The sequence below is a fragment of the Streptomyces sp. JB150 genome, assembly GCF_011193355.1.
In the GTDB taxonomy this organism is placed as follows: Bacteria; Actinomycetota; Actinomycetes; order Streptomycetales; family Streptomycetaceae; genus Streptomyces.
In genome coordinates, this window is sequence record NZ_CP049780.1 from 4,225,520 (window position 1) to 4,250,044 (window position 24,525).

At 73.2% G+C, this 24,525-nt stretch carries 22 protein-coding genes; 13 read left to right on the forward strand and 9 right to left on the reverse strand.

Translation table 11 applies throughout. The features are described from left to right. Positions 1-132: 132 nt before the first annotated feature. Positions 133-342, forward strand: coding sequence for a hypothetical protein (locus G7Z13_RS19710; protein WP_166001101.1), 210 nt, complete (start codon positions 133-135; stop codon positions 340-342). 582 nt (positions 343-924) lie between these two features. On the opposite strand, the gene G7Z13_RS19715 is transcribed toward G7Z13_RS19710, so the two are convergent. Beyond that, positions 925-2,169 carry a beta-eliminating lyase-related protein gene (locus tag G7Z13_RS19715; RefSeq protein WP_166001103.1) on the reverse strand — a complete coding sequence of 415 codons (1,245 nt, stop codon included), beginning with the start codon at positions 2,167-2,169 and terminating at the stop codon, positions 925-927. Positions 2,170-2,350: 181 nt separating this feature from the next. Between G7Z13_RS19715 and G7Z13_RS19720 the strand changes: the two genes are divergently transcribed. The 10 genes from G7Z13_RS19720 (at position 2,351) to G7Z13_RS19765 (ending at position 10,880) form a co-directional block, all read left to right on the forward strand. After that, complete coding sequence (locus G7Z13_RS19720) at positions 2,351-3,283, forward strand: DUF2520 domain-containing protein (protein WP_166001104.1); 933 nt, start codon at positions 2,351-2,353, stop codon at positions 3,281-3,283. Continuing rightward, entirely contained in the window at positions 3,280-4,290 is a 1,011-nt protein-coding gene (gene panC, locus G7Z13_RS19725) for a pantoate--beta-alanine ligase (protein WP_166001107.1), read from the forward strand. The genes G7Z13_RS19720 and panC overlap by 4 nt, the downstream gene beginning before the upstream one ends. Continuing rightward, entirely contained in the window at positions 4,287-6,017 is a 1,731-nt protein-coding gene (locus G7Z13_RS19730) for an L-aspartate oxidase (RefSeq protein WP_166001109.1), read from the forward strand. Before panC ends, G7Z13_RS19730 begins: the two co-directional genes overlap by 4 nt. A 5-nt stretch (positions 6,018-6,022) precedes the next feature. Beyond that, positions 6,023-6,997 (forward strand): carboxylating nicotinate-nucleotide diphosphorylase, encoded by a 975-nt coding sequence (gene nadC / locus G7Z13_RS19735; protein WP_166001111.1) that lies wholly within the window; start codon positions 6,023-6,025, stop codon positions 6,995-6,997. Positions 6,998-7,006: 9 nt separating this feature from the next. Further along, positions 7,007-7,804, forward strand: coding sequence for a type III pantothenate kinase (locus G7Z13_RS19740; RefSeq protein WP_166001113.1), 798 nt, complete (start codon positions 7,007-7,009; stop codon positions 7,802-7,804). A gap of 374 nt (positions 7,805-8,178) precedes the next feature. Then, positions 8,179-8,859 (forward strand): hypothetical protein, encoded by a 681-nt coding sequence (locus G7Z13_RS19745; RefSeq protein ID WP_166005126.1) that lies wholly within the window; start codon positions 8,179-8,181, stop codon positions 8,857-8,859. Between the two features lie 52 nt (positions 8,860-8,911). Continuing rightward, positions 8,912-9,103: a hypothetical protein gene (locus G7Z13_RS19750; RefSeq protein ID WP_166001116.1), complete on the forward strand. Its 192-nt coding sequence runs from the start codon at positions 8,912-8,914 to the stop codon at positions 9,101-9,103. Between the two features lie 160 nt (positions 9,104-9,263). Beyond that, entirely contained in the window at positions 9,264-9,707 is a 444-nt protein-coding gene (locus G7Z13_RS19755; protein WP_240926274.1) for a BlaI/MecI/CopY family transcriptional regulator, read from the forward strand. A 9-nt stretch (positions 9,708-9,716) separates the two neighbouring features. After that, a complete protein-coding gene (locus tag G7Z13_RS19760; RefSeq protein ID WP_240926275.1) occupies positions 9,717-10,325 on the forward strand; it encodes an amino-acid N-acetyltransferase in 609 nt (202 codons plus the stop codon). 222 nt (positions 10,326-10,547) lie between these two features. Next, positions 10,548-10,880: an Lsr2 family protein gene (locus tag G7Z13_RS19765; protein ID WP_166001120.1), complete on the forward strand. Its 333-nt coding sequence runs from the start codon at positions 10,548-10,550 to the stop codon at positions 10,878-10,880. Here G7Z13_RS19765 and G7Z13_RS19770 read toward each other — a convergent pair. Beyond that, the gene (locus tag G7Z13_RS19770) at positions 10,859-11,731 is read right to left on the reverse strand and encodes an SCO3374 family protein (protein WP_166001123.1); all 873 of its coding nucleotides are present in this window, start codon (positions 11,729-11,731) and stop codon (positions 10,859-10,861) included. The genes G7Z13_RS19765 and G7Z13_RS19770 overlap by 22 nt on opposite strands. A 430-nt stretch (positions 11,732-12,161) precedes the next feature. Between G7Z13_RS19770 and G7Z13_RS19780 the strand changes: the two genes are divergently transcribed. Beyond that, entirely contained in the window at positions 12,162-14,684 is a 2,523-nt protein-coding gene (locus G7Z13_RS19780) for an ATP-dependent Clp protease ATP-binding subunit (RefSeq protein ID WP_166001125.1), read from the forward strand. A 92-nt stretch (positions 14,685-14,776) separates the two neighbouring features. On the opposite strand, the gene G7Z13_RS19785 is transcribed toward G7Z13_RS19780, so the two are convergent. After that, entirely contained in the window at positions 14,777-15,409 is a 633-nt protein-coding gene (locus G7Z13_RS19785; RefSeq protein ID WP_166001127.1) for an HAD family acid phosphatase, read from the reverse strand. Positions 15,410-15,521: 112 nt separating this feature from the next. Next, complete coding sequence (locus tag G7Z13_RS19790) at positions 15,522-18,611, reverse strand: NACHT domain-containing protein (protein WP_240926276.1); 3,090 nt, start codon at positions 18,609-18,611, stop codon at positions 15,522-15,524. 451 nt (positions 18,612-19,062) lie between these two features. Here G7Z13_RS19790 and G7Z13_RS19795 point away from each other — a divergent pair, with 451 nt between their 5' ends. Beyond that, positions 19,063-19,656 carry a M23 family metallopeptidase gene (locus G7Z13_RS19795; protein ID WP_166001130.1) on the forward strand — a complete coding sequence of 198 codons (594 nt, stop codon included), beginning with the start codon at positions 19,063-19,065 and terminating at the stop codon, positions 19,654-19,656. A 73-nt stretch (positions 19,657-19,729) separates the two neighbouring features. Here the strand turns inward: G7Z13_RS19795 and cseC are convergent, their stop codons facing one another. The 5 genes from cseC to G7Z13_RS19820 form a co-directional block, all read right to left on the reverse strand. After that, the gene (cseC, locus tag G7Z13_RS19800; RefSeq protein ID WP_240926277.1) at positions 19,730-21,277 is read right to left on the reverse strand and encodes a two-component system sensor histidine kinase CseC; all 1,548 of its coding nucleotides are present in this window, start codon (positions 21,275-21,277) and stop codon (positions 19,730-19,732) included. A gap of 18 nt (positions 21,278-21,295) precedes the next feature. Continuing rightward, complete coding sequence (gene cseB, locus G7Z13_RS19805; RefSeq protein WP_166001132.1) at positions 21,296-22,000, reverse strand: two-component system response regulator CseB; 705 nt, start codon at positions 21,998-22,000, stop codon at positions 21,296-21,298. A 22-nt stretch (positions 22,001-22,022) separates the two neighbouring features. Then, positions 22,023-22,667: a hypothetical protein gene (locus tag G7Z13_RS19810; protein WP_206313223.1), complete on the reverse strand. Its 645-nt coding sequence runs from the start codon at positions 22,665-22,667 to the stop codon at positions 22,023-22,025. Between the two features lie 29 nt (positions 22,668-22,696). Further along, positions 22,697-23,236, reverse strand: coding sequence for a SigE family RNA polymerase sigma factor (locus G7Z13_RS19815; RefSeq protein ID WP_043502979.1), 540 nt, complete (start codon positions 23,234-23,236; stop codon positions 22,697-22,699). A 252-nt stretch (positions 23,237-23,488) separates the two neighbouring features. Beyond that, entirely contained in the window at positions 23,489-24,523 is a 1,035-nt protein-coding gene (locus tag G7Z13_RS19820; protein ID WP_166001137.1) for an A/G-specific adenine glycosylase, read from the reverse strand. Positions 24,524-24,525: the final 2 nt, after the last annotated feature.

Consider the following 24,525-nt stretch of genomic DNA (forward strand, 5'->3'; position numbering starts at 1 on the left):
TTGACGGGTGCCGTCAACCGGCGCGACCGGCCCGCGTCACCGGGCGCAGGCTGAGGTCACCGGGGGCCGCCGCGAAGCCTCCCGGAACCTCCCGTTCCCTGTGTCCCGGACCTCCCCGAGAGGCGATCCGCCATGAGCATCACCCAGCAGTACCTCCTCGACGCCTACCGCGCCCGCCGGCTCGGCGAGGCCGTCCCGCCCCAGCCCGGCGCCCACGATTGGCAGGTCGTCCGCGAGTGGCGCGACCGCCGCGAGTTCGCGGCGATCCTCACCGGCCGCCCGGCCCACGGCCGCCTACGGCACACCCTGAGCCGGTGGACCCGCCTGCGACCGCGCCTCTAGGGGGCGCCTCGCCGATCATGCCGGGCTCCCGGCGTCTGGTGCCGCGCCTCGCCGCGTTGTCGTCGGTCGCCGACTCCCCCACGCTCGGCTGCGCTCGCGCGGGGGCACCCCCATCGCGTCGACTCCCTCCTCCGCCTTGCGATGCGCGGCACCAGACGCCGCTCGCTGATCCGGCCTGATCGACGAGACACCCCCTAGCACCCGGACCGCCCGGCTCGGAGGACGCGCGGTGGCCCACTGCCCGGGACGTGAAGACGCCGGCTGCGATCGGAGAGCACGGCCGGCGGTCCGGCGACGCAGACCGCGCCGCGCTGGCACGGACCACGACCCACGGTGTCGACCGCGCCGCGCTGGCACGGGGCCAGAAACCACCGATGCGGGCCGCGCGGTGGCACCGGCCGATCCGCCGGCGCGGACCGCCAGGCGACGGCATCGGCCGCTGCTCCGGCGGCGCCGGCCGCGTCGCGAAGACGCCGACTACGACCCGCCGAGGCCCCCCGCGCTGGCACCCGGCCACCACCCGACGCCGCAGACCGGGCCACAGACGCCCCGACCGCCACCCCGGCGTCGCCGACCACCTCGTCAAGGCGCTGACCCTGACCCCGCCTCTCCCCGCCCCCCGCTCTCCTGCGCCAACCGCCGCGCGAACTCCCTCACCGCCGACCGCACGTCCTCGGCGGCCCACTCCAGCCCCGCCGCGCGGACGTTCAGCTCCGTCATGGCGATGCCGGGGACCCTGTGGTCCCAGCCGTTGGCGAAGAGCAGGGTCCCGGTCTCCTCGGCCGTGCGGACCGCCGCCTCGGCGACGACGTCGGCGTCGTACGGCAGCCAGAGCTGGAACTCGTGGGTGTGCGGCACCTCCGGGTGCACGTGTGCCCACGGCAGCCCGGCCTCCGCGCACCCCTCCCGGAGCGCGGCGGCCACCACGCGCGCGTGCCGCACGTACTCCGGCAGCCGCGGCAGCTCCCGCTCCAGCCCCGCGAGCGCCGACAGCACGGTGGGGAACTGCTGGAACACCGTGCCGCCGTACCGGTGCCGCCAGACCTTCGCCTCCTCCACCAGGATCCGCGGGCCGGCCAGCGCGGCCCCGCCGAAGCCGCCGAGGGACTTGTAGAACGACACGTAGACGCTGTCCGCGAGGCCCGCGATCTCCTCCAGGGGACGGCCGAAGTGGACCGTCGACTCCCACAGGCGCGCGCCGTCGAAGTGCACCACCGCCTCACGCTCGCGCGCCGCCTCCACCACCTCGGTCAGCTCCTCCCAGGACGGCAGCAGGAACCCGGCGTCCCTGAGGGGCAGCTCCAGCATCAGGGCGCCGAACGGCTCCTCCAGGTCCCGTACCTCCTCGGCGGTCGGCTGCCGGGGCGCGCGCGTCACATGGACCGGTCGCAACCCGCCCACCTGGCTGAAGGCATGGCGTTCGTGCACTTCCGGGTGGGCGAGCGGGTGCAGGGCCACGGCCGGGTTGCCGGTGCGGCCGGCCCAGCAGCGCAGGGCCACCTGCTGGGCCATCGTGCCGGTCGGGAAGAAGGCGGCGGCCTCGGTGCCGAGCAGCCCGGCGACCTTCTCCTCCAGGGCCTCGACGACGCCGTCGCCGTAGAAGTCCGCCCGCTCGTCCAGGTCGTACAGCCCGGCCGCCGAGTCCAGCAGCGCCAGGCGCTCACGCAGCGTGGACAGGGAAGCGGGGCGCGAGAGAATGCGCCGCGCGCCCCTGGCAGCGTTGATGCGCCGCTCTCTGCGACGCTTGCGCTGCTCGTCGGCGGACGACGGTTCCGGTGTGCTCGGGGAGGCCGGCCGCGGGGCCGGCTGTTGGGCCGAATCGCTCATGTCCGAGATCATCGCGGGCGGCTTTGCGCGCGGACACCGCTTTTCCGCACAGCCCGCCGGGGAACCTCGGACAGAAACCCACAGCCTGTGGACAACCGAACGCCTCTCGAACCGATCGCGTTAACATGACGAGAAATCGTCCGGTACCCAGAGCGGACTGGAACGGGAAGGCCGCCGTCGCGTGAGTACAAGCCAACAGCCAGATCCCCGGGACCGCCCCGCGCGGCTCACCGTCGGCGTCGTCGGCGCCGGCCGCGTGGGCCCCGCACTCGCCGCGTCCCTCCAGCTCGCAGGGCACCGCCCGGTGGCCGTCTCCGCGGTCTCCGACGCCTCCCGGCGGCGCGCCGCGCAGCTGCTGCCCGACGTGCCGGTGGTCCCGCCCGCCGAGGTGCTGCGCCGCGCCGACCTGGTGCTGCTCACCGTCCCCGACGACACCCTCCCCGGCCTGGTGTCCGGCCTCGCCGAGACCGGCGCCGTCCGCCCCGGCCAGCTGCTCGTCCACACCTCCGGACGCTACGGCGCGAAGGTCCTCGACCCCGCCCTGCGCGCGGGCGCCCTCCCGCTGGCCCTGCACCCGGCGATGACCTTCACCGGCACCCCCGTGGACGTCCAGCGCCTGGCCGGCTGCTCGTTCGGCGTCACCGCCCCCGAGGAGCTGCGACTGGCCGCGGAGGCCCTCGTCATCGAGATGGGCGGCGAGCCCGAGTGGATCGCCGAGGAACACCGGCCGCTCTACCACGCGGCCCTCGCGCTCGGCGCGAACCACCTGGTCACCCTGGTCGCCCAGTCCCTGGACCTGCTGCGCGCGGCGGGCGTCGGCGCCCCCGACCGGATGCTCGGCCCGCTGCTCGGCGCCGCCCTCGACAACGCCCTGCGCTCCGGCGACGCCGCCCTGACCGGACCCGTCGCGCGCGGGGACGCGGGCACCGTCGCCGCGCACATCGCCGAACTGCGCGCGCACGCCCCGCAGACCGTCGCCGGCTATCTGGCGATGGCCCGCGCGACCGCGGACCGGGCGCTCGCCTCCGGCCTGCTGAAGCCGGAACTGGCCGAAGACCTGCTGGGGGTGCTCGCCGACGGGGCGGCGCTGCCCGAGAACGGGGGAGACCGATGAGCCGCGACTTCGAACTCGTCCCCACCCTGGACGACCTCGGCTACGTCCTGGACCACTTCTCGGTGCCCGGCCGCACCGCCGTCGTGATGACCATGGGCGCGCTGCACGAAGGCCACGCCACCCTGATCCGCACCGCGCGCGAGCACGTCGGCCGCAAGGGCTACGTGGTGGTCACCGTCTTCGTGAACCCGCTCCAGTTCGGCGCGGGCGAGGACCTGGACCGCTATCCGCGCACCCTGGAAGCCGACCTGAAGACCGCCGAGCAGGCGGGCGCCGACATCGTCTTCGCGCCGTCCGTGGAGGAGATGTACCCGGACGGCAGGCCCGAGATCACCCTCCGCGCGGGAGCCATGGGCGAACGCCTGGAGGGCGCCTCCCGCCCCGGCCACTTCGACGGCATGCTCACCGTCGTCGCCAAACTGCTCCACCTCACCCGCCCCGACGTCGCCTTCTTCGGGCAGAAGGACGCCCAGCAGCTCGCCCTGATCCGCCGCATGGTGCGGGACCTGAACTTCCCCGTCGAGATCGTCGGCGTGCCGACCGTCCGCGAGGAGGACGGCCTGGCCCTGTCCAGCCGCAACCGCTACCTCTCCCCGCAGGAACGCCGTACCGCCCTCGCGCTGTCCCGCGCGCTGTTCGCCGCGCAGGACCGCCACGCGGCCCTGGAGGCGCTGCGCGCCCGAGCCCGGGAAGTGCCCTCCACGCGCGCGCGTGCCGAGGCGCTGAGCGCGATAGGGGAGTCCCGCGCGGCCGCCGACGCGCACGCCGTCGCCGAGGCCGCCCCCGGCGGGCCCGCCGAGGTCCGCGCGGCGGCCCGGCTGGTCCTCGACGAGGCCGCCCGCCTCGACCCGCCGCTCGTCCTCGACTACCTGGCCCTGGTCGACCCGTCCGACTTCTCGGAGGTCCCCGACGACTACACCGGCGAGGCCGTCCTCGCCGTCGCGGCCAAGGTCGGCACGACCCGGCTGATCGACAACATCACCCTCACCTTCGGAGCCGCCTCGTGACCAGCACAGGCATACGACTGCACGCGCCCGCCCCCGGCTGGCACATCGACGCGGACGTGGTCGTCGTCGGCTCCGGCGTGGCCGGCCTGACCGCGGCCCTGCGCTGCGAGGCCGCCGGCCTGGACACCGTCGTCGTCACCAAGGCCCGCCTCGACGACGGCTCCACCCGCTGGGCCCAGGGCGGCATCGCCGCCGCCCTCGGCGAGGGCGACAGCCCCGAACAGCACCTGGACGACACCCTGGTCGCGGGCGCGGGCCTGTGCGACGAGCAGGCGGTGCGGATCCTCGTCACCGAGGGCCCCGACGCCGTACGCCGGCTCATCCGGACCGGCGCCCAGTTCGACGAGTCGGCGGAAGGCGGCCTCGCGCTCACCCGCGAGGGCGGCCACCACCGCCGCCGTATCGCCCACGCGGGCGGCGACGCGACCGGCGCGGAGATCTCCCGCGCCCTCGTGGAGGCCGTCCGCGCGCGCGGGATGCGCACCGTCGAGAACGCCCTCGTCCTGGACCTCCTCACGGACGCGGACGGCCGTACCGCGGGCGTGACCCTGCACGTCATGGGGGAGGGCCAGCACGACGGCGTCGGCGCCGTCCACGCCCCCGCGGTGGTCCTCGCCACCGGCGGCATGGGCCAGGTCTTCTCCGCCACCACCAACCCCTCGGTGTCCACCGGCGACGGCGTCGCCCTCGCCCTGCGCGCGGGCGCCGAGGTCAGCGACCTGGAGTTCGTCCAGTTCCACCCGACCGTGCTGTTCCTCGGCCCCGAGGCCGAGGGCCAGCAGCCCCTGGTCTCCGAGGCGGTCCGCGGCGAGGGCGCCCACCTCGTCGACGCCGACGGGGTGCGCTTCATGGCCGGGCAGCACGAACTGGGCGAACTCGCCCCGCGCGACATCGTCGCCAAGGGCATCATGCGCCGCATGCAGGAGCAGGACGCCGAGCACATGTTCCTCGACGCCCGCCACTTCGGCGCCGAGATGTGGGAGCAGCGCTTCCCGACGATCCTCGCCGCCTGCCGCGCCCACGGCATCGACCCGGTCCACGAGCCCATCCCGGTCGCCCCGGCCGCCCACTACGCCTCCGGCGGCGTCCGCACCGACTCCCACGGCCGGACGACCGTCCCCGGCCTGTACGCGTGCGGCGAGGTCGCCTGCACCGGCGTCCACGGCGCCAACCGCCTCGCCTCCAACAGCCTCCTGGAGGGCCTGGTCTACGCCGAGCGCATCGCCGCCGACATCGCCGCGGCCCACGCCGAAAGCGGCCTCCACGCGCGTGTGCCCGAACCGGTCCCGTACCCCGAGGTCCCCGCCCACCCCCTGCAGCCCGCCGAGGCCCGCTTCACCATCCAGCGGATCATGACCGAGGGCGCGGGCGTCCTGCGCTCCGCCGCCTCCCTCGCCAAGGCCGCCGACCGCCTCCAGCGGCTGCACACCGAGGCCCGCGACGCCCTCACCGAGAACGGCAAGACCGCCGAGCCCGGCGTCGACACCTGGGAGGCCACCAACCTCCTGTGTGTGGCCCGCGTCCTGGTCGCCGCCGCCCTGCTGCGCGAGGAGACCCGCGGCTGCCACTGGCGCGAGGACCACGCCGACCGCGACGACACCGCGTGGCGCCGCCACATCGTCGTACGGCTCAATCCCGACCGCAGTCTCGCCGTGCACACCACCGACACCGCAGACTTCCCCCCGACCCGGCCGAACCCGTCGGCGCACCGTCCCCAGGAGCAGTGAGACCAGTGAGCACCCCCGACCTTCCCCTCGCCGACGACGGCGGCTGCGGCGACGGCTGCGCCTGCGGCGCGGACACCGAGGAATACCTCGAGTGCGGCCTCGACCCGGCGCTCGCCGAACTCCTCGCCGACGCCGGCCTCGACCCCGTCGAGGTCGAGGACATCGCCAACGTGGCCGTCCAGGAGGACCTGGCGGGCGGCGTCGACGTGACGACGGTCGCCACCATCCCCGAGGACGCCGTCGCCACCGCCGACTTCGTCGCCCGCGAGGCCGGCGTGGTCGCCGGCCTCCACATCGCCGAGGCCGTGATCTCCATCGTCTGCGAGGACGAGTTCGAGGTGGAACGCCTCGCGGCGGACGGCGACCGCGTGGAGGCGGGCCAGAGGCTGCTCTCCGTCACCACCCGCACCCGCGACCTGCTCACCGCCGAGCGCAGCGCCCTCAACCTCCTGTGCCGCCTCTCCGGCATCGCCACCGCCACGCGCGCGTGGGCGGACGTCCTGGAGGGTACGAAGGCACGCGTGCGTGACACCCGCAAAACCACCCCCGGCCTCCGCTCGCTGGAGAAGTACGCGGTCCGCTGCGGCGGCGGCGTCAACCACCGCATGTCGCTCTCCGACGCGGCCCTCGTCAAGGACAACCACGTGCTGGCCGCGGGCGGCGTCGCCCAGGCCTTCAAGGCCGTCCGCGAACGCTTCCCCGACCTCCCCATCGAGGTCGAGGTCGACACCCTGCACCAGCTGCGCGAGGTCGTCGACGCCGGCGCCGACCTGATCCTGCTGGACAACTTCACCCCCGGCGAGTGCGAGGAGGCGGTGGCCATCGTCCACGGCCGCGCCGCCCTGGAGGCCTCCGGCCGCCTCACCCTGGACAACGCCAGGGCGTACGCGGACACGGGCGTCGACTACCTCGCCGTGGGCGCCCTCACCCACTCCTCGCCGATCCTCGACATCGGCCTGGACCTGCGAGCGGCGGAGTAGGAGACGGGGATGCTGCTGACGATCGACGTAGGCAACACGCACACCGTCCTCGGTCTGTTCGACGGTGAGGACATCGTCGAACACTGGCGCATCTCCACCGACGCCCGCCGCACCGCCGACGAGATGGCGGTGCTCCTCCAGGGCCTGATGGGCATGCACCCCCTGCTCGGCGACGAACTGGGCGACGGCATCGACGGCATCGCCATCTGCGCCACGGTCCCCTCCGTCCTGCACGAACTGCGCGAGGTCACCCGCCGCTACTACGGCGACGTCCCCGCCGTCCTCGTCGAACCGGGCGTGAAGACGGGCGTCCCGATCCTCACGGACAACCCCAAGGAGGTCGGCGCCGACCGAATCATCAACGCGGTCGCCGCCGTCGAGCTCTACGGCGGCCCCGCGATCGTCGTCGACTTCGGCACGGCCACGACCTTCGACGCGGTCTCCGCGCGCGGGGAGTACGTCGGCGGCGTCATCGCCCCCGGCATCGAGATCTCCGTCGAGGCCCTGGGCGTCAAGGGCGCCCAGCTCCGCAAGATCGAGGTCGCCCGCCCCCGCAGCGTGATCGGCAAGAACACCGTCGAGGCCATGCAGGCGGGCATCGTCTACGGCTTCGCCGGCCAGGTCGACGGCGTCGTCAACCGCATGGCCCGCGAACTCGCCGACGACCCCGACGACGTCACCGTCATCGCCACGGGCGGCCTCGCCCCCATGGTCCTCGGCGAATCCTCGGTCATCGACGAGCACGAACCCTGGCTCACCTTGATCGGCCTGAGGATGGTCTACGAGCGCAACGTCTCCCGCTTGTAGTCGCGCCCACGACGGCACAGCCGACCGCCGGCGGCCACCGAAGGCCGGCCGCCGGCGGAAGGGGCCGTGCCGGGGGCCGCCCGCAGCGTCCGGGCGTCCGACACCGCGCACCTCACCAGGCACGGCCCCGCCCGGACCCAGGACGGCCACCCCCCGGCGCGGCCCGCCCCGCAACGCACCCCAGGCGCCACACCCCCCACCCACCCGCGCAGGCCGCCGCAGGCACGCACCCTCGGACGGACGCCCGCAGGCCCCGCCCCCGCATGCCCCCGCATAGGGTGGCTCCCACGCCACACCGAAGCAGCCGTGCGAAGTTTGTCTGATTAGCGCGTATCGTCGCCGTCATGCCCACGCCCTACGGATCCCGCGGCGGCATGGCGTTCGGTGTGGAGGAGCTGCGTGTGCTCCGCCGCGCCCTCGCCCTCGCCCTCCACCCCGGCCAGGCCTCCCCCGAGGACGTCCAGGACTGCCTGCGCCTCGCCGACTCGCTCGACGAGGCGATGCGCGAAGGCGCCCGCCTGCGGGCCTTCCTCGTGGCCGACCTGGCCCGCTACCGCGCCGCCCTCCCCGGCACCGCGGCCGGCTACCTCACCCTCCTGGAGGAAGCCCTCGGCGCCGGCCACCGCCCCACCCCCGACGACCTCGCCGCCCTGCGCGCCCTGCGCGGCAACCCCGTCGCCGCCGCGCTCCTCGGCCGCTGCCAGACCCTCGCCGAGCAGGACGTACGCGCCCGCCTGGCCCGTCGCACCGCCACCGCCGACACCTCGGGGCAGACCCGTCCGAACCCCCTCCTCCCGGCGTCCCGCACCCGCCTCCTCGCCCTCCCCGGCGGCCGCTGCGCCGACGAGGCGGCCGCCGACCGCCCCGCCCGGGAACCCGAGCGGGAACCGGCGCAGAAACCGGCCTCACCGGCCCCCGCCCCCGGCGCGCCCGGGCAGCCGGCCCGCCGCCCGGTCCCCACCCCCGGCGAGGTCTTCCCCCGCCGCAAGCCGCCACAGCCCCCGGCGGACCCCGAGAACCCGGCGAACCCGCCGCGGCAGCTCGCCGTCGGCTGACACCGGCCGCCCCCCGCCCCGGGCGCCCCGCACGCGCGACTACCCTGGAGCCATGGACTACGTCTCCGCGCTCCTGCCGCCGGTCGTCATGGCCGTCTTCTTCATCAGCGTGATCCGGGTGATCGTGAAGTCCCAGGGCGGGGCCAACAAGGCCAAGGAGGACGCGGCCGTGGACGCCGCCCTCGCGCGCGCGGAGAACGCCCGCCCGTCCTCCCCGGCCACGTCCGGCCCCACGGACGCCTGACCACCCGCACCCGGCCACCCCACCCCCACGCCCGCGCCGCCGCGGGCGTCCTTTTTGCTCCCGTTTGCAGTTAAAGGGCCCGTCCGGCACGCCATAACCCGGATCTCCTACTATTGTTCAAGCTGTGCCTCGCCCATTGGGAGAACTCGAAGACGCGGTCATGACGCGGGTGTGGAAGTGGAACCGCCCGGTGACCGTTCGAGAAGTCCTGGAAGACCTCCAGCGGGAACGGACCATCGCCTACACCACGGTGATGACCGTTTTGGACAATCTCCATCAGAAGGGCTGGGTCCGCCGCGAGGCGGAAGGCCGCGCCTATCGATATGAGGCGGTCTCCACGCGCGCCGCCTACGCGGCGGCCCTGATGAACGACGCCTGGTCGCAGAGCGACAACCCCGCCGCCGCGCTCGTCGCCTTCTTCGGCATGATGAGCGACGAACAGCGCATGGCCCTCCGCGACGCCGTACGCATCGTCCAGGGCCCGGAAACAACGGAACCGGAACCGGAACCCGCACCGGAACGGGAACGCGCGCCGGAACGGCGAGCAGCCCCGCAACCCCCGGCCGAGAACCCCGCCTCGGCGCCGGAGCGCGACGGACGATAGCGTCCGCACATGTCAGCAGAGAGGCCCTCCGCCGAGAACGGCACCGAGAACGGCACCGAGAACGGCGCCGAGAACCCCGCCGGGAACCTCCGGGAGAACCCCGAAGCCACCGCTAAAGCCATCACCGTCCGCCGGGCCCGTACCAGCGATGTCCCCGCCGTCCGCCGACTCCTTGACGCGTACGTCCGGCACGGCATCCTGCTCGACAAAGCGATGGTGACGCTTTACGAGGACATCCAGGAGTTCTGGGTCGCGGAACGGGACGACAACGCCGAGGTCGTCGGCTGTGGCGCACTGCACGTGATGTGGGAAGACCTCGCCGAAGTGCGCACTCTCGCCGTGAAGCCCGGCCTGAAGGGTGCCGGCGTCGGCCACCAGTTGCTGGAGAAGTTGCTTCAGACCGCCCGCTGGCTCGGCGTTCGCCGGGTATTCTGCCTCACCTTCGAAGTCGAGTTCTTCGGCCGGCACGGCTTCGTGGAGATCGGCGAGACGCCCGTCGACACCGATGTCTACGCGGAGCTGCTGCGTTCCTATGACGAGGGCGTCGCGGAGTTCCTGGGTCTCGAACGAGTGAAACCCAACACCTTGGGCAACAGCCGGATGCTTCTGCATCTGTGATCGTCGCTATTCCGCCCCGGCGACCCCGCTGGGGTTCCCTATGTCCGAAACGCGCACGTTTCCGGGGTGCGGCCGGGCTGCGGGCCTCTCCCGGGGGTTTGTGTTTTTCCGGCAAAAGCGGTTTGCTTTCCGACGTACTGCAGTACTGCATATAACAGGGGGCGGCGAAACGGCGGACGCCGCGGACCCCAGGTCCTCACGTTATCGATGAAAGGAAATCCGGTGGCACAGAAGGTTCAGGTCCTTCTTGTCGACGACCTCGACGGCGGCGAGGCTGACGAGACGGTGACGTTCGCGCTGGACGGTAAGACGTACGAGATCGATCTCACGACCGCCAATGCGGACAAGCTTCGCAGCCTTCTCGAGCCCTATGTGAAGAGCGGTCGTCGTACCGGAGGTCGCTCCAGCGGACGCGGAAAGGCGCGGTCGGCCTCGACCGGCAGCCAGGACACCGCCGCGATCCGCGCCTGGGCCAAGGAGAACGGTTACGAGGTCAACGACCGCGGCCGTGTTCCGGCGTCCATTCGCGAGGCCTACGAGAAGGCCAACGGCTGAGCACTGCCGCGCCGCAGCCGGATCCGGTGGCAGTGCGTCGCCACCGTGTCCACGACGCGGACGAGATCGGGGGCGTCACCACCGCCCCCCAGGGCCGACAGCGTCGGCAGCGAGGCCCCGGCCTCGCACCCCGGACAGGGGGGCCGCACCCACACGGCGGCCCCCTGCACACGCGGGCCGGGGTGGGAGAAGCCCTGCCCCCGCCCGCCGTACGGCCCCGGCTCGCGCCCCGCACCCGCGCCCGGGGGAACCGGCGGCTTCCCCTCCGCCCACGGTGAGGTGACCGGCGGTTCACCCGCCGCCCCCCGCGCGGGGCACCGCGCCCCCAATCCCCGCGCCGGCTCCGGAGCCGCCATGACCCCGCCCTCGCCGAGGGCCGCCAGGTCCAGGTCCAGCGAGCCCCACTCCAGCCAGTCGAGCAGCCCCGGCAGCTCCTCGGCGCTGCCGGGGGCCACCAGCAGCCGCATCCGGTCGCCCTCCACGGCGACGGGGGAGCAGGGCGCCAGGTGCCGCAGGGCGTGAACGCCCGCGGCCGCCGGGACGTCCAGGACGTCGAAGCGCGCCCCGACCTCCAGCCATACCGGCGCACTCGGATGCGCCCCGGCTCCGGGCACCGTCGCCCAGCCCAGCCCGTTCTCGTACCAGTCCCGCCAGTCCCGCCAGCCCTCCCAGTCCTCCCAGTCCCGGCCGTCCTGCCAGTTCCGCCCGTCCCGAACCGGGGCGCTCGCACCGAGCGGCCGGCGGGGGAACGGGACCGTCGGGGAAGTGCCGGATGGGCCGGGAGTGCCCGGAGTGACCCAAGGGTCCGGAGAGCCGGATGGGGGCATCGACTGCGGGGCGGCGCCAACCATGCCAAGTGCAACCGCCGAAAGACCCTGCGGGTTACGCTGGGTGCCCCGACGGGTGCGGAGAGTGGCGCAACGGGGGGCGTGCGGGGGGGCGGGGAGGCGCAAGGTTGTTCGCCCGTAGCGGAGGGAAAGGGCGCGCGCGGCATGGACTGTCAGTGCCGGCGGGTAAGACATCCCTAGTGGGAGGGGGCGACACGCAGGCGAGGGCGTCTCACGTTCGCCATCGGCGTACTGATGGTGAGGGTATCTGCCTGGCCTGCGGGAACATCGTCTCGCACCATCGGGTTGGAGCAGATGTCGGCGTTCGGGGTCAGGAGGCCAAGGACGGTGTCGGCAGTTGGAATGAGCGGTCCCCGCTCGCGGGACTAAGCTGCGGAAGGACAGGGAGGGGAAGTTCCCCTTACTGCCTGACCGCTCTGAGGAGCGATTAACGATGTTCGAGAGGTTCACCGACCGCGCGCGGCGGGTTGTCGTCCTGGCTCAGGAAGAAGCCCGGATGCTCAACCACAACTACATCGGCACCGAGCACATCCTCCTGGGCCTGATCCACGAGGGTGAGGGTGTCGCCGCCAAGGCCCTTGAGAGCCTCGGGATTTCGCTCGAGGCGGTCCGCCAGCAGGTGGAGGAGATCATCGGCCAGGGCCAGCAGGCCCCGTCCGGGCACATCCCCTTCACCCCCCGTGCCAAGAAGGTCCTGGAGCTGTCGCTCCGCGAGGCCCTTCAGCTGGGCCACAACTACATCGGCACGGAGCACATCCTGCTCGGCCTGATCCGTGAGGGCGAGGGCGTCGCCGCCCAGGTCCTGGTCAAGCTGGGCGCTGATCTGAACCGCGTGCGGCAGCAGGTGATCCAGCTGCTCTCCGGTTACCAGGGCAAGGAGACCGCCACCGCCGGCGGCCCTGCGGAGGGCACTCCCTCGACGTCCCTGGTCCTCGACCAGTTCGGCCGGAACCTCACCCAGGCCGCTCGTGAGTCCAAGCTCGACCCGGTCATCGGGCGCGAGAAGGAGATCGAGCGGGTCATGCAGGTGCTGTCCCGCCGTACGAAGAACAACCCGGTCCTGATCGGTGAGCCCGGCGTCGGCAAGACCGCCGTCGTCGAGGGCCTCGCCCAGGCCATCGTCAAGGGCGAGGTGCCCGAGACCCTCAAGGACAAGCACCTCTACACCCTGGACCTCGGCGCGCTGGTCGCCGGCTCCCGCTACCGCGGTGACTTCGAGGAGCGCCTGAAGAAGGTGCTCAAGGAGATCCGCACCCGCGGCGACATCATCCTGTTCATCGACGAGCTGCACACGCTGGTCGGTGCGGGTGCCGCCGAGGGCGCCATCGACGCCGCTTCGATCCTGAAGCCGATGCTGGCCCGCGGTGAGCTGCAGACCATCGGTGCGACCACGCTGGACGAGTACCGCAAGCACCTGGAGAAGGACGCGGCCCTGGAGCGCCGCTTCCAGCCGATCCAGGTCGCGGAGCCGTCCCTGCCGCACACGATCGAGATCCTCAAGGGCCTGCGCGACCGGTACGAGGCGCACCACCGCGTCTCGATCACCGACGAGGCGCTGGTCCAGGCCGCCACCCTGGCCGACCGGTACATCTCGGACCGCTTCCTGCCGGACAAGGCGATCGACCTGATCGACGAGGCCGGATCGAGGATGCGCATCCGCCGGATGACCGCGCCGCCGGACCTGCGCGAGTTCGACGAGAAGATCGCCGGTGTCCGCCGGGACAAGGAGTCCGCGATCGACTCGCAGGACTTCGAGAAGGCCGCGTCCCTGCGCGACAAGGAGAAGCAGCTCCTGGCCGCCAAGGCCAAGCGGGAGAAGGAGTGGAAGGCCGGCGACATGGACGTCGTCGCCGAGGTCGACGGCGAGCTGATCGCCGAGGTGCTGGCCACCGCCACGGGCATCCCGGTCTTCAAGCTCACCGAGGAGGAGTCGTCCCGACTGCTGCGCATGGAGGACGAGCTCCACAAGCGGGTCATCGGCCAGGACGACGCCGTCAAGGCGCTGTCGAAGGCGATCCGCCGTACGCGTGCCGGTCTGAAGGACCCGAAGCGTCCCGGTGGCTCGTTCATTTTCGCCGGCCCGTCCGGTGTCGGTAAGACCGAGCTGTCCAAGGCGCTCGCCGAGTTCCTGTTCGGCGACGAGGACGCGCTGATCTCCCTCGACATGTCGGAGTTCAGCGAGAAGCACACGGTGTCGCGTCTCTTCGGCTCGCCCCCCGGCTACGTGGGTTACGAAGAGGGCGGCCAGCTGACCGAGAAGGTCCGCCGCAAGCCGTTCTCCGTCGTCCTCTTCGACGAGGTCGAGAAGGCCCACCCGGACATCTTCAACTCGCTGCTGCAGATCCTGGAGGACGGTCGCCTGACCGACTCCCAGGGCCGGGTCGTGGACTTCAAGAACACGGTCATCATCATGACGACCAACCTCGGCACCCGGGACATCTCCAAGGGCTTCAACCTGGGCTTCGCCGCCCAGGGCGACACGAAGACCAACTACGAGCGCATGAAGAACAAGGTGTCGGACGAGCTCAAGCAGCACTTCCGCCCCGAGTTCCTCAACCGCGTCGACGACGTGGTCGTCTTCCCGCAGCTGACGCAGAACGACATCCTCCGGATCGTCGACCTGATGATCGGCAAGGTGGACGAGCGCCTGAAGGACCGGGACATGGGCATCGAGCTGTCCCAGTCCGCCAAGGAGCTGCTGTCCAGGAAGGGCTACGACCCGGTGCTGGGCGCCCGGCCGCTGCGCCGCACGATCCAGCGCGAGATCGAGGACTCGCTGTCGGAGAAGATCCTCTTCGGCGAGCTGCGCCCCGGTCACATCGTGGTCGTGGACACCGAGGGCGAGGGCGAGTCCCAGACCTTCACCTTCCGCGGTGAGGAGAAGTCGGCTCTGCCGGACGTCCCGCCGATCGAGCAGGCGGCCGGCGGCGCCGGTCCGAACCTGAGCAAGGAGTAAGCAGGTCTCAGCCCCGCGGCTGAGCCTCACGGCAGAGGAAAGGGCCGGTGCCCGGACGGGCACCGGCCCTTTCGCGTGCCTGGACAGCGGAGCTACGACAGCTGACCGCCGTAGTCCGGCAGCTTGTACGTCTTCTCGGCGTGGCCGCCCGACAGGTCGGTGGTGTTGTTGCCGATGTTGGCGATGATCGTGTAGCCCTTCGACTCGATGTCGACGCGCTGGGCCGTCTTGTAGTCGGCGACGTTCTTGAAGAGGTCGAGGAAGCCGCGGACGTACAGCCCGGAGACCTCGTAGCCGACCTTCTCCAGGTTGTACTCGGTGGGCGCGTGGATGATGCCGGGGCGGGCGGTGACGAAGAAGAGCGCGACGCCGTGTTCCTGGGCGTACTCGGCGACCTCCAGGACCGGCTTGTTGGCCGGCTGGGGGTAGCTGAAGCCGAAGTCGGTCTCCAGGGTCGTGTTGTCGATGTCGAAGACGATCGCCTGCTTCTCGCCGGGCTTGTGCTGGGCGATCCGCTGCTGGAGGTAAGGCAGCGCCTGGTCCATCACGGCCTGGCAGTCCCGCTGCCAGGTGGCGTAGTCGACCGCGGCGGCGGCGGTCGCGGTGGCGGCCGTACCGGTGCGGGCGGTGGTGCTGGTCGTGGCCTCGGCGGGGGCGGCGAGGGCCACGAGGGCGGCCGCGGTGACGGTGAGGGTGGCCGTGCGGCGCATCCCGGGTCTCGTCATGGTGGGGGGTTCCTCTCACGTCGGGTAGCACGTGTCGTGTGCATGTTCGTTGGTGAGGGTGACGCGAGCAGAACCGTAGGGTTACTGAACGGTAGGTGGCTAGAGGCGTGCGTCAGACGACGCTGCGAATCCTCCGGACGGCGGGCCGGACGGGCAGCGCGGCGAGGAGATCGTCCGGAATCCGAGCGCTGGGCGCGGGGACGACGGTCACCCGGCGGAGCCCGGGGAACAGCTCGGGAATCGGCGTCAGGTCCTCCGTGCCCTGGACGTCGTTGAGCCGCAGGCTGGCGATCCGGGGCAGCGGCGGCCCCTGCCAGCCCACCGCCCGCCAGTTGATCCGCAGCTCGGTCAGCTCGGGCAGCCGCGCGATCTCCTCGTGGTCCCGCGCGGTGAGCGGGGTGTCCAGCCGGGCGAGGCTGAGCTGCCTGAGCCGGTGGAAGCGGTGCAGGCCGCGCAGTCCGGTGTGCTGCGTCGCCGCCTTGGTGAGCCGCAGATAGCGCAGCGGCAGGTCGACGGGCACGGCCTCGTCGAGGCTCGCGGCCTCCAGGCGTACGCCCACGTCGAGCTGGTCGAGCGTGGGACGGCAGGCGGCGAGGGGGTGCAGCGCGCCCGGCCGCTCCAGCCCCGGCAGCAGGTCCAGCGACAGCCAGGTCAGCGGCAGCGCGGCCAGCGGCGTGAGGTCGTCCACGTGAGGGGCGCGGCTCAGGTCCAGGTGGGTCAGCCGTCGCAGGCCCGCCAGGCAGCCCAGGTCCCGCAGCGCGTCGTTGTCGCGGATGATCAGCTTCCTGACGCGTTCGGGCACGAGGCCCGCCGCGATCGCGTCCGCCGGGAGGTCCCCGGTCAGCTGGATCTTGCGGCGCCCGCCCAGCTCCCGCAGGAAGCTCAGGTGGCCGGCGGTGTGGGCGGCGAAGAACAGTCCCGTCTCCCGCAGGTGCGCGATGACCTCCTCCCCGTACGGCCGCTCCGGGAACCGATGCCAGGTCCAGCTCAGCTGGGCCCGTACCTCCAGTGCGGGGTGGGTCCGGAACCGGGCCAGCACCGGGAGCGCCGCCTCCGTGCCGATCAGCGACGCGGTGACGACGACCGCCCGCGCCTCCTCGTCGCTCAGCCCCTTTGGCCCCGGCAGCAGTTCCAGGGCGAGCGGCCCGGCCTCGGCGAGGGCGCGGGCCTCCCGGACCGTGCGGGGCGGGATCACCGCGGCGGCCCGCCGCTCGACCTCTGCGCGGACCTGGGGGTCGAGTTCGGTGGCGTGCTCCAGGCAGGCCAGCGCCAGCAGGCGTACGCGGGTGCTCGCGGCGCCCTCCAGCCGGTCGGCGGCCGCGGTCAGGTCGCGCAGCAGGCCGGCGCGCTCGCGAGGGCGGGCGTGGGCGACGGCCATGCGGATCACGTCCGCCCACTGCTCGTCCGCCGCGCCCCGCACCAGCAGCCCGAAGTCCCCGTCCTCCACGGCGGCCCGCGCGCCCAGGTAGTCCTGGAAGGTGCGGTGCACGAACTCCACGGTCCCGGCGGCCGGTTCGCGCAGCAGGCCGCTGCGCAGCAGCAGATGGCCGAGGATCCGCTCGGCGTCGCCCTGGGCGGCCGCGGCGGGCAGGGCGGGCAGCACGTCGGCGATGATCCGGACGGCGCGTTCGCGGTCCAGCTCGTTCTGGTGGTTGCGGATCAGCCAGTAGGCGAGGCGCTGGAGCAGCTGGATCTGGGGCTGCTCGGTGAGGTGGATGCCGTCGCCCGGGGTGATCATGTCGCGTTCCTCGTCCCGGCGGGCGAGCAGCATCGACAGGGCGGCGTCGTACAGCTCTTGCCGGCCGTGCGGCAGATAGCCGCGCCGGTCGCGGTGGAGGGCGCAGATCAGGCCGCACATGAGCGGGTTGGTGGCGAGCCGGCCGAGGTCGGGCTTGGTGCGGACGGCGTCGAGGAGGGAGCGCTCGTAGGCGTCGAGCCGGCCGGGGTCGGGGGCGTCGGCGCGGGCGGCGGTGTGCCAGCGGGTGATGAAGGCGGCGACGTCCTGCCGGCGCATCGGGGTGAGCGCGAGTTCGGTGAACCCGTCGGCGGCGAGCCAGTCCGCGCGCACGGCGGAGGGGCGGGAGGTGACCAGCCACCGGTTGCCGGGATAGACGTCGAGCAGGTCGCGCAGCCAGCGGCGGGTCCGCTCGCGGTCCCGCTCGGGGATCTCGTCCAGGCCGTCGACGAGGAGCAGCCCGCGGCCGTCGCCGAGCACCCGGTCGGCCCAGCCGTCGGGCTGGGTGGCGTGGAAGGGGACGCGGACGGCGGACAGGAAGGCGTCCGGCGCGGGCAGGCCGTCGGGGCGGCGGACCAGGGTGCGCAGCGGCAGCACGAACGGCACCCGGCCGCCGGGCGCGCCCGGCCCCGCCTCCTCGCGCTCGCCCCGGGCGGTGGTGACGGCGAGCCACTGCACCAGCGTGGTCTTGCCGGAACCGGCGACTCCGCGCAGCAGCACCCGGTCGTGTCCGTCGAGCGCCCGGTCGGCGGGCAGGGCGGTGGCGGCGGAGACGGCGGGGGCGCCGTCCGGTCCGCCGGAGGGCGCGTCGCCGTCGTCCGGGTGCAGGGCGGTCAGGCTCAGGTAGGCGGCGTCCAGGGGCCAGCGGTCGGGGGAGTCGGTCAGGTCGATGCCGTAGATCGTGAGGTGGGCGTGGCGGGTGGCGACGTAGGAGAGATAGCGCTGTTCGAAGGCCTGGTCGGTGGGGCCCGGGGGTGGGGTGCGGGCGATCAGCCGGTCGACGCGGGTCAGCAGCTCGCGCTGGCGGCGGGTCTGTTCGACGAGGGTGCGCGGGACGAAGGCGGACCGCTGGGTGAAGAAGTGCAGGATGTGCAGGCAGGCGGTGGTGAGCAGCCGGTCGAGGAAGAGCCCGGCGTCGCGGGAGAGGTGGCGGGCCGGGTCGCCGGCGGCGGCGCGCAGCCGGGCGGCCAGCGCCTCGGGGCCCAGTTCCACGGCCTGGACGTCGGTCATGGTGAGGTCGCCGAGGGCGTGGAGGGTGTCGGCGAGGGCGTGGGCGACGGCCTCCTCCTCGCCGTCGGGCAGAGGGTGCTCTCCGGGCCCGGCGGCCTTGAGGGCCTGCCGGACCAGTTCCGCGGCCAGGCGCTCGACGTCGGTCCGGCCGATCCGCCGCTTCTCGCCGCGGAAGGACACATGGCCGGAGATCCGCACGGGCCGGTCGACCAGTTCCGCGCCCGGCCCCTCGGTCACGAAGAGCCTTCGTATGAGCGGCGTCACAACGCCGGACGCCAGCCTGACGCCGATGGCGGTCGGTTCCACCCCGGTCTCCCCCGAAATCCGTCGACACCCCGTCTGACCAGCAGCGTAGCGCCCGTCACATTCTCCGGTCGGTCGATCTTGCGGGCCGGTGACATGCCGCACAGGCGTTTTGTCCGGTACTAGCCCGAATAGTGGAAAAGCCGATGCGGCCAAATGGGACATTCTTCCCGTAACCCCTTGGCGCGAATCGGCGTCTTGCTGTGGTTCGTCCCGAATGGGGTCTCTGTCAAGAGTCAGGGGATTTCCGGCTCACGTACTAGCTTGAGCCGTAGATCGGCGTTTTGGGCCTTTGTGGAGGGCCGGGTTACCAAGAGATGGCCATCCGGCGCCGCGGTCCGCGGACCGGGTGGTTCTGCCTGTCCCCGACCTTCCGAGGTACCGAATGTCCCCGCGCGTCACGTCCCGTTCTTCCCGTACGGCCCAGCTTCGTACCCGTGCGGCCGTCCTCGCCGCCGGCCTGGGTGCCTCGGCCGTTCTGGGGGCCGGGATCGCGGCCGCCGCACCGTCCTCCGCCCCGGCCGCCGTCACCGCCACCACCGCCGCGGCCAAGAAGGCCGCCGGCTGGGTCGCCCCGGTGAAGGGCTACACCAAGACCGCCAGCTTCGCCCAGAACGGCGCCCGCTGGCAGTCCACCCACAGTGGTCAGGACTTCGCGGTGCCGACCGGCACCAAGGTCGTCGCCGCCCACGGCGGCACCGTCGTCAAGGCCGGCGGCAACGGCGCCGGTGACGGCCCCGCGTACGGCAACGCCGTCGTCATCAAGCACGGCAACGGCACGTACTCCCAGTACGCCCACCTCTCCACGATCAACGTGCGGATCGGCCAGATAGTCAAGACCGGGCAGCAGATCGCCCGGTCCGGCAACACCGGCAACTCCAGCGGCCCGCACCTGCACTTCGAGATCCGCACCTCCCCGAACTACGGCACGGCCATCGACCCGGTCGCCTTCCTGCGCGCCAAGGGCCTGAAGATCTGACAGTGCCGTACCGGCTCACTCCTCGCCGGTGACCCCGGGCGCCCGCCGCGCCCGGGGTCACCGGCGTACGGGCCTACCCCTCCGACAGCGGCAGCATCGGATGGCTGCCCGTGTTCGTCGGCGCGTGCTCCGGCAGCCACAGCACGGCGACCGCGCCCTCGGCCGGGATGTGGGCCGCGGCCCCCGGCGGCCGTACGTTGCGGAAGGTCAGCCGGGCGCCCAGCACCCGCGCCTGACCCGCGGCGATGGTCAGGCCCAGGCCGTGGCCGTGCCCGGCGCGGTCCTTGCTGCCGGTGCGGAAGCGGCTCGGGCCCTCGGCGAGCAGGTCCTCCGGGAAGCCCGGCCCGTGGTCGCGGACCCGGATCACCCGGCCCTCGACGGTGACCTCGACGGGCGGGCGGCCGTGCCGGGCGGCGTTGGCGAGCAGGTTGAACAGCACCCGCTCCAGACGCCGCGGATCGGTGGTGACCTCCGACTCGTGCACCACGTGCACCCGGATGTCCGGGTCCTTCGCCGCGACCCGCCGGGCCACGAACTCGCCCAGCATGATGTCCTGCAGCTCCGCCCGCTCCGACGCCCCGTCCAGCCGCGCCACCTCCAGGACGTCCTCCACCAGGGTGCGCATGGCCTTCGCCCGGTCCAGCACCAGCTCGGTCGGGCGGCCCGGCGGCAGCAGCTCGGCCGCGGTGAGCAGGCCGGTCACCGGGGTGCGCAGCTCGTGCGCGATGTCGGCGGTGACGCGGCGCTCGGCCTCCAGCCGCTGCTGGAGCGCGTCGGCCATCGCGTCGACGGCGCGGGCGAGGTCGTCGGTCTCGTCGCGCACCACCCCGCCGATCGCCTCCCGCACCCGCACGTCCGGCTCGCCCTTGGCGACCCGGTTCGCCGCGGCCGCCGCCTTGCGCAGCCGGCCCGACAGCTGCCCGCCGATCAGCACGCCGAGCGCGCTGCCGGCCAGGACCACCGCGATCGAGCCGATGACCAGGGCCTGGTCGAGGTCGTTGAGGATGTCGGTGCTGCGCTCGGTGAGACCGGTGTGCAGGGACAGCACGTGCCCGTCCGCGACCGGGACCGCCGCCCAGATGTCCGGGGAGCCGCCCGGCGGATCGGCCACGTACGTCGCCCGGCGCCCGGCCTCGACCTTCTCCCGCAGCTCGGCCGGCAGATTCGGGTCGTCGATCTTGACGTTGGCGAAGTTGGCCCGGTTGGACAGGTCGAAGGTGTGCTCGGCGATCTGCACGTCCGCGAGGTCGCGCTGGGCGATCTGGATGCGCTCGTCCGCCAGGTCCCGCGCGTTGTCCAGCATCGAGACCCGGGCGGCGTTGTGCACCACGAGACTCAGCGCGACCGCGACCAGCGCGCCGACCAGCGCGATCGCCGCACTCAGCTTCCACCGCAGCCCGGTTCGCAGCCCCGACCCGAGCTGCTCGCCGAACCGCTTCTCCAGCCGCGCGCGCAGGGCGGGGCCGGAGTGTCCGGCCAGGCCCGTACGGCCGCCGGGGCGTCCCCGGTCGCCGGGGCGCGCACGGTTGGCCAGGCGCCCCCGGACGCCGAGACGCGCCCTGAAGCCCGGGCGCGCGCCGCCCGTCGCGGGGCGCGCGGTCGGGCGTGTGATCCCCCGCATGACGTCGGCAGCCCCCGCTCAGGCCTTCAGTTTGTAGCCGAAGCCGCGGACCGTCTCGATCCGGTCCTGGCCGATCTTCTGCCGCAGCCGCTGCACATGGACGTCCACGACCCGGGTGTCGCCGCCCCAGCCGTAGTCCCAGACGCGCTCCAGCAGTTTGTCGCGGGAGAGCACGGTGCCCGGCGCCGCGGAGAACTCCAGCAGCAGCCGCATCTCGGTCGGCGTCAGCGCCACCGGCTGCCCGGCCCGGCGTACCTCCATGCCCTCGGTGTCGATCTCCAGCTCACCGAAGGTCAGCACCCCGCCGGACGACCCGGCACCGGAGTCGTCGCCGCGGTCACCGCCGCTCGCGTGGCCGAAGCGGCGCAGCACCGCGCGGATCCGGGCCACGAGCACGGCACCGTCGAACGGCTTGGTGACGTAGTCGTCCGCGCCCGCCTCCAGGCCCAGCACCACGTCGATGGCGTCCGCCCGCGCGGACAGCATGATCACCGGCACGGTCGACTCGTCGCGGATGCGGCGGCACAGGCTCACCCCGTCCAGCCCCGGCACCATCACGTCCAGCAGGGCGATGTCCGGACGGTTCGCGCGGAACGACTCCAGCCCCGACAGCCCGTCGGGCATGGCCGTGACCGCGAAGCCGTCCCGCTCCAGGGCGAGCTGGGTGGCCTCGCGGATGACGTCGTCGTCCTCGACGAACAGGACGTGGGTCTGGTCTGCCATCCGGATGCTCCGTCGATTCTGGTCAGTTGCTCTCGGGCGCCGGGGCGGGCGCCTCCCCGACGGCGTTGCCGTACTCGTTGTGCATGCGGTAGTCCTCCGCGAAGCGGTTCCCGGTCCAGCGGTAGGTGATCACCACCTCGCCGGAGGGGTTCGAGACGGGGTCGCCCTTCTCGTACACCTGCCGGGTCACGACCAGATCGCCGCGGTCGATCTCCGCGTACACCGGGGACTCCTCCGCCCCGAAGACATTCTCGTACCGGCCGTCCGCACGGTGATACACATACGAGCCGACCCCGACCGCGTCCCCGCACGTCAGCACGTTGACGACCAGGTCGTCCACGGCGCCGCCGGTCAGGTCGCCGTACGACACGTCGACCGGGTAGTCGCCGGGCACGCAGGGCCGCAGCTCGCGCTTGACCGCCGCGGACACCCGCGGATCGCTGCGCACCAGCCGGACCGCGTCCATCCGGTTCGGTGTGACCGACGCCGAGGGCTGGTCGGAGGGCGCGGCCCCCGCACCGGCCACCGACCCGGCATGCGCCGGCCCCTCGTCCCGCGCGCCGGTGCCGCCCGTGCCGCAGGCGGCCGCGCACAGGGCGAGGGCGGCGAGTAAGAGCACCGCCCTGCCCGCCGCCCGGACGCCATGGCCGTCAGGGTCGGTCCGCACCGAACCCGCGCGCACCGATCCCGCGCCGCTCAGGCCGCGCACCGCTCCCGCTCCTCACGCTCCAGCGCGCGTGCGTCCAGATCGCGGGCCTCCAGCTCCTCACGGAGCCGGGCGAGCGCCCGGTGCAGCGTGCTCTTGACCGTTCCGGCCGACATGCCGAGGGCCGCGGCCGTCTCCTCCGTGGACATCTGCTCCCAGTGTCGCAGCACGACCACGCTGCGCTGCTTCGGGGCGAGCACCTTCATGACGTCCATCAGCAGGGCGCGGTCCGCGTGCTGCTCCGTGGAGTCGTCGACCGAGGCGTCCGGCAGCTGCTCGGTCGGCACCTCCTCCAGCTTCCGCGCCCGCCACCACTCGGTCCGCGTGTTGATCATGACCCGGCGCAGATAGGCGTCCGCCAGCCGCTTGTCGGCGATGCCGTCCCAGCGGCCGTACGTCCGCGCCAGCGCCGTCTGGAGCAGGTCCTGCGCGTCGACCGGGTCCGGCACCAGACGCCGGGCACTGCGCAGCAGCGCGTCCTGCCGGGTGCGGACGTACTCCTCGAACTCGAGCACCTCTCCCTGCGCCATGATCAACCGCCTCCGAATCCCCGTTGCCATGCTCTGTCCCGTCCGTGCCGGGTACGGCAATGAAGCTACGGAGGCGTTGTCACGGGGCTGTCCGAAGCAGCCCGCGACTGTCAATCGGCTGTCCGTCGGTTGTGTAACGAAAGGAGGAACGGGGTAAAGCGGCGGGACGTTCGGTCCGGTGATGCGGCGGTTCGTCCCATCGGCTTCTCCACCGCCGTCCCCGCCGGCGCGGCGCACGCCGCACCGCCTCCGTTACGACGGCCGGCCCAGCGGCAGCCGGTACACACCGCCCGGCAGCGGCTCGACGAGCCCGTCGGCGACCAGCCCGTCCAGCGCCCGCGCCCGCTGCACCGGCTCGTGCCACACCCGGTCCAGCGCGGACTGGGGCACGGGGCCGTGGGCCTCGCGCAGCACGGCGAGCAGCTTGCCGCGGACCTGGCGGTCGGTGCCCGCGTACGTCTGGCCGCGGCGCGGCGGGCCGTCGTGCTCCGGCTTGCCCGCGAGCCGCCAGGCACACTGCGCGGCGATCGGGCAGCGGTGGCAGGCCTCGTTCCTGGCCGTGCACACCAGCGCGCCCAGCTCCATCGACGCGGCGGCCCAGCGCGCGGCGGTCCGCTCGTCCTCGGGCAGCAGCGCGCGGGCCAGCCTCCGCTCGGCGGCGGTGGTGGCGTTCGGCGGGTACCGCACCCCGGTGACCGCGCGGGCGAGGACCCGGCGCACATTGGTGTCCAGCACCGCGTGCCGCTGGCCGTACGCGAACGAGGCGACCGCGGCGGCCGTGTACTCGCCGATGCCGGGCAGGGCGAGGAGCTGCGCGTGGTCGGTCGGTACGTCGCCGCCGTGCCGTTCCGCTATCGCGACCGCCGCGCCGTGCAGGCGCAGGGCGCGGCGCGGGTAGCCGAGCCGGCCCCAGGCGCGGACCGCCTCGCCGGGCGGCTCCTGGGCGAGGTCGGCGGGGCGCGGCCAGCGCGCCATCCACTGCTCGTAGACGGGCAGGACGCGGTTGACCGGCGTCTGCTGGAGCATGAACTCGCTGACCATCACGCCCCACGGCCCGGCCTCGGGGCGCCGCCAGGGCAGATCGCGGGCGTGCTCGTCGAACCAGGCGATGACGGGGGCGTGCAGCTCCTCGCCGGGCACGTGGGGTGCGCCGGGTGCGCCGGACGCGCCGGGTGCGCCCGGCTGGGCGTCGGCGTCGGCGTCGGTGCCGGTGTCGGCGAGGCTGTCGTGGGCGCCGTCCGGAGAGTCGGGGATCGTGCGGTGCGGGGGCTTCGTGGGCGCAGTCATGG

What these genes read in the sequence shown, in the direction of transcription:
- G7Z13_RS19745 (WP_166005126.1), top strand. Translation starts at nt 8,179, where the DNA reads ATGGCGTTCGGTGTGGAGGAGCTGCGTGTGCTCCGCCGCGCCCTCGCC.
- cseB (WP_166001132.1), bottom strand. Translation starts at nt 22,000, where the DNA reads ATGGCAGACCAGACCCACGTCCTGTTCGTCGAGGACGACGACGTCATC.
- cseC (WP_240926277.1), bottom strand. Translation starts at nt 21,277, where the DNA reads ATGCGGGGGATCACACGCCCGACCGCGCGCCCCGCGACGGGCGGCGCG.
- G7Z13_RS19715 (WP_166001103.1), bottom strand. Translation starts at nt 2,169, where the DNA reads ATGAGCGATTCGGCCCAACAGCCGGCCCCGCGGCCGGCCTCCCCGAGC.
- G7Z13_RS19710 (WP_166001101.1), top strand. Translation starts at nt 133, where the DNA reads ATGAGCATCACCCAGCAGTACCTCCTCGACGCCTACCGCGCCCGCCGG.
- G7Z13_RS19780 (WP_166001125.1), top strand. Translation starts at nt 12,162, where the DNA reads ATGTTCGAGAGGTTCACCGACCGCGCGCGGCGGGTTGTCGTCCTGGCT.
- G7Z13_RS19740 (WP_166001113.1), top strand. Translation starts at nt 7,007, where the DNA reads ATGCTGCTGACGATCGACGTAGGCAACACGCACACCGTCCTCGGTCTG.
- G7Z13_RS19750 (WP_166001116.1), top strand. Translation starts at nt 8,912, where the DNA reads ATGGACTACGTCTCCGCGCTCCTGCCGCCGGTCGTCATGGCCGTCTTC.
- G7Z13_RS19755 (WP_240926274.1), top strand. Translation starts at nt 9,264, where the DNA reads ATGACGCGGGTGTGGAAGTGGAACCGCCCGGTGACCGTTCGAGAAGTC.
- G7Z13_RS19795 (WP_166001130.1), top strand. Translation starts at nt 19,063, where the DNA reads ATGTCCCCGCGCGTCACGTCCCGTTCTTCCCGTACGGCCCAGCTTCGT.
- G7Z13_RS19820 (WP_166001137.1), bottom strand. Translation starts at nt 24,523, where the DNA reads ATGACTGCGCCCACGAAGCCCCCGCACCGCACGATCCCCGACTCTCCG.
- G7Z13_RS19760 (WP_240926275.1), top strand. Translation starts at nt 9,717, where the DNA reads ATGTCAGCAGAGAGGCCCTCCGCCGAGAACGGCACCGAGAACGGCACC.
- G7Z13_RS19815 (WP_043502979.1), bottom strand. Translation starts at nt 23,236, where the DNA reads ATGGCGCAGGGAGAGGTGCTCGAGTTCGAGGAGTACGTCCGCACCCGG.
- G7Z13_RS19785 (WP_166001127.1), bottom strand. Translation starts at nt 15,409, where the DNA reads ATGACGAGACCCGGGATGCGCCGCACGGCCACCCTCACCGTCACCGCG.
- panC (WP_166001107.1), top strand. Translation starts at nt 3,280, where the DNA reads ATGAGCCGCGACTTCGAACTCGTCCCCACCCTGGACGACCTCGGCTAC.
- G7Z13_RS19770 (WP_166001123.1), bottom strand. Translation starts at nt 11,731, where the DNA reads ATGGTTGGCGCCGCCCCGCAGTCGATGCCCCCATCCGGCTCTCCGGAC.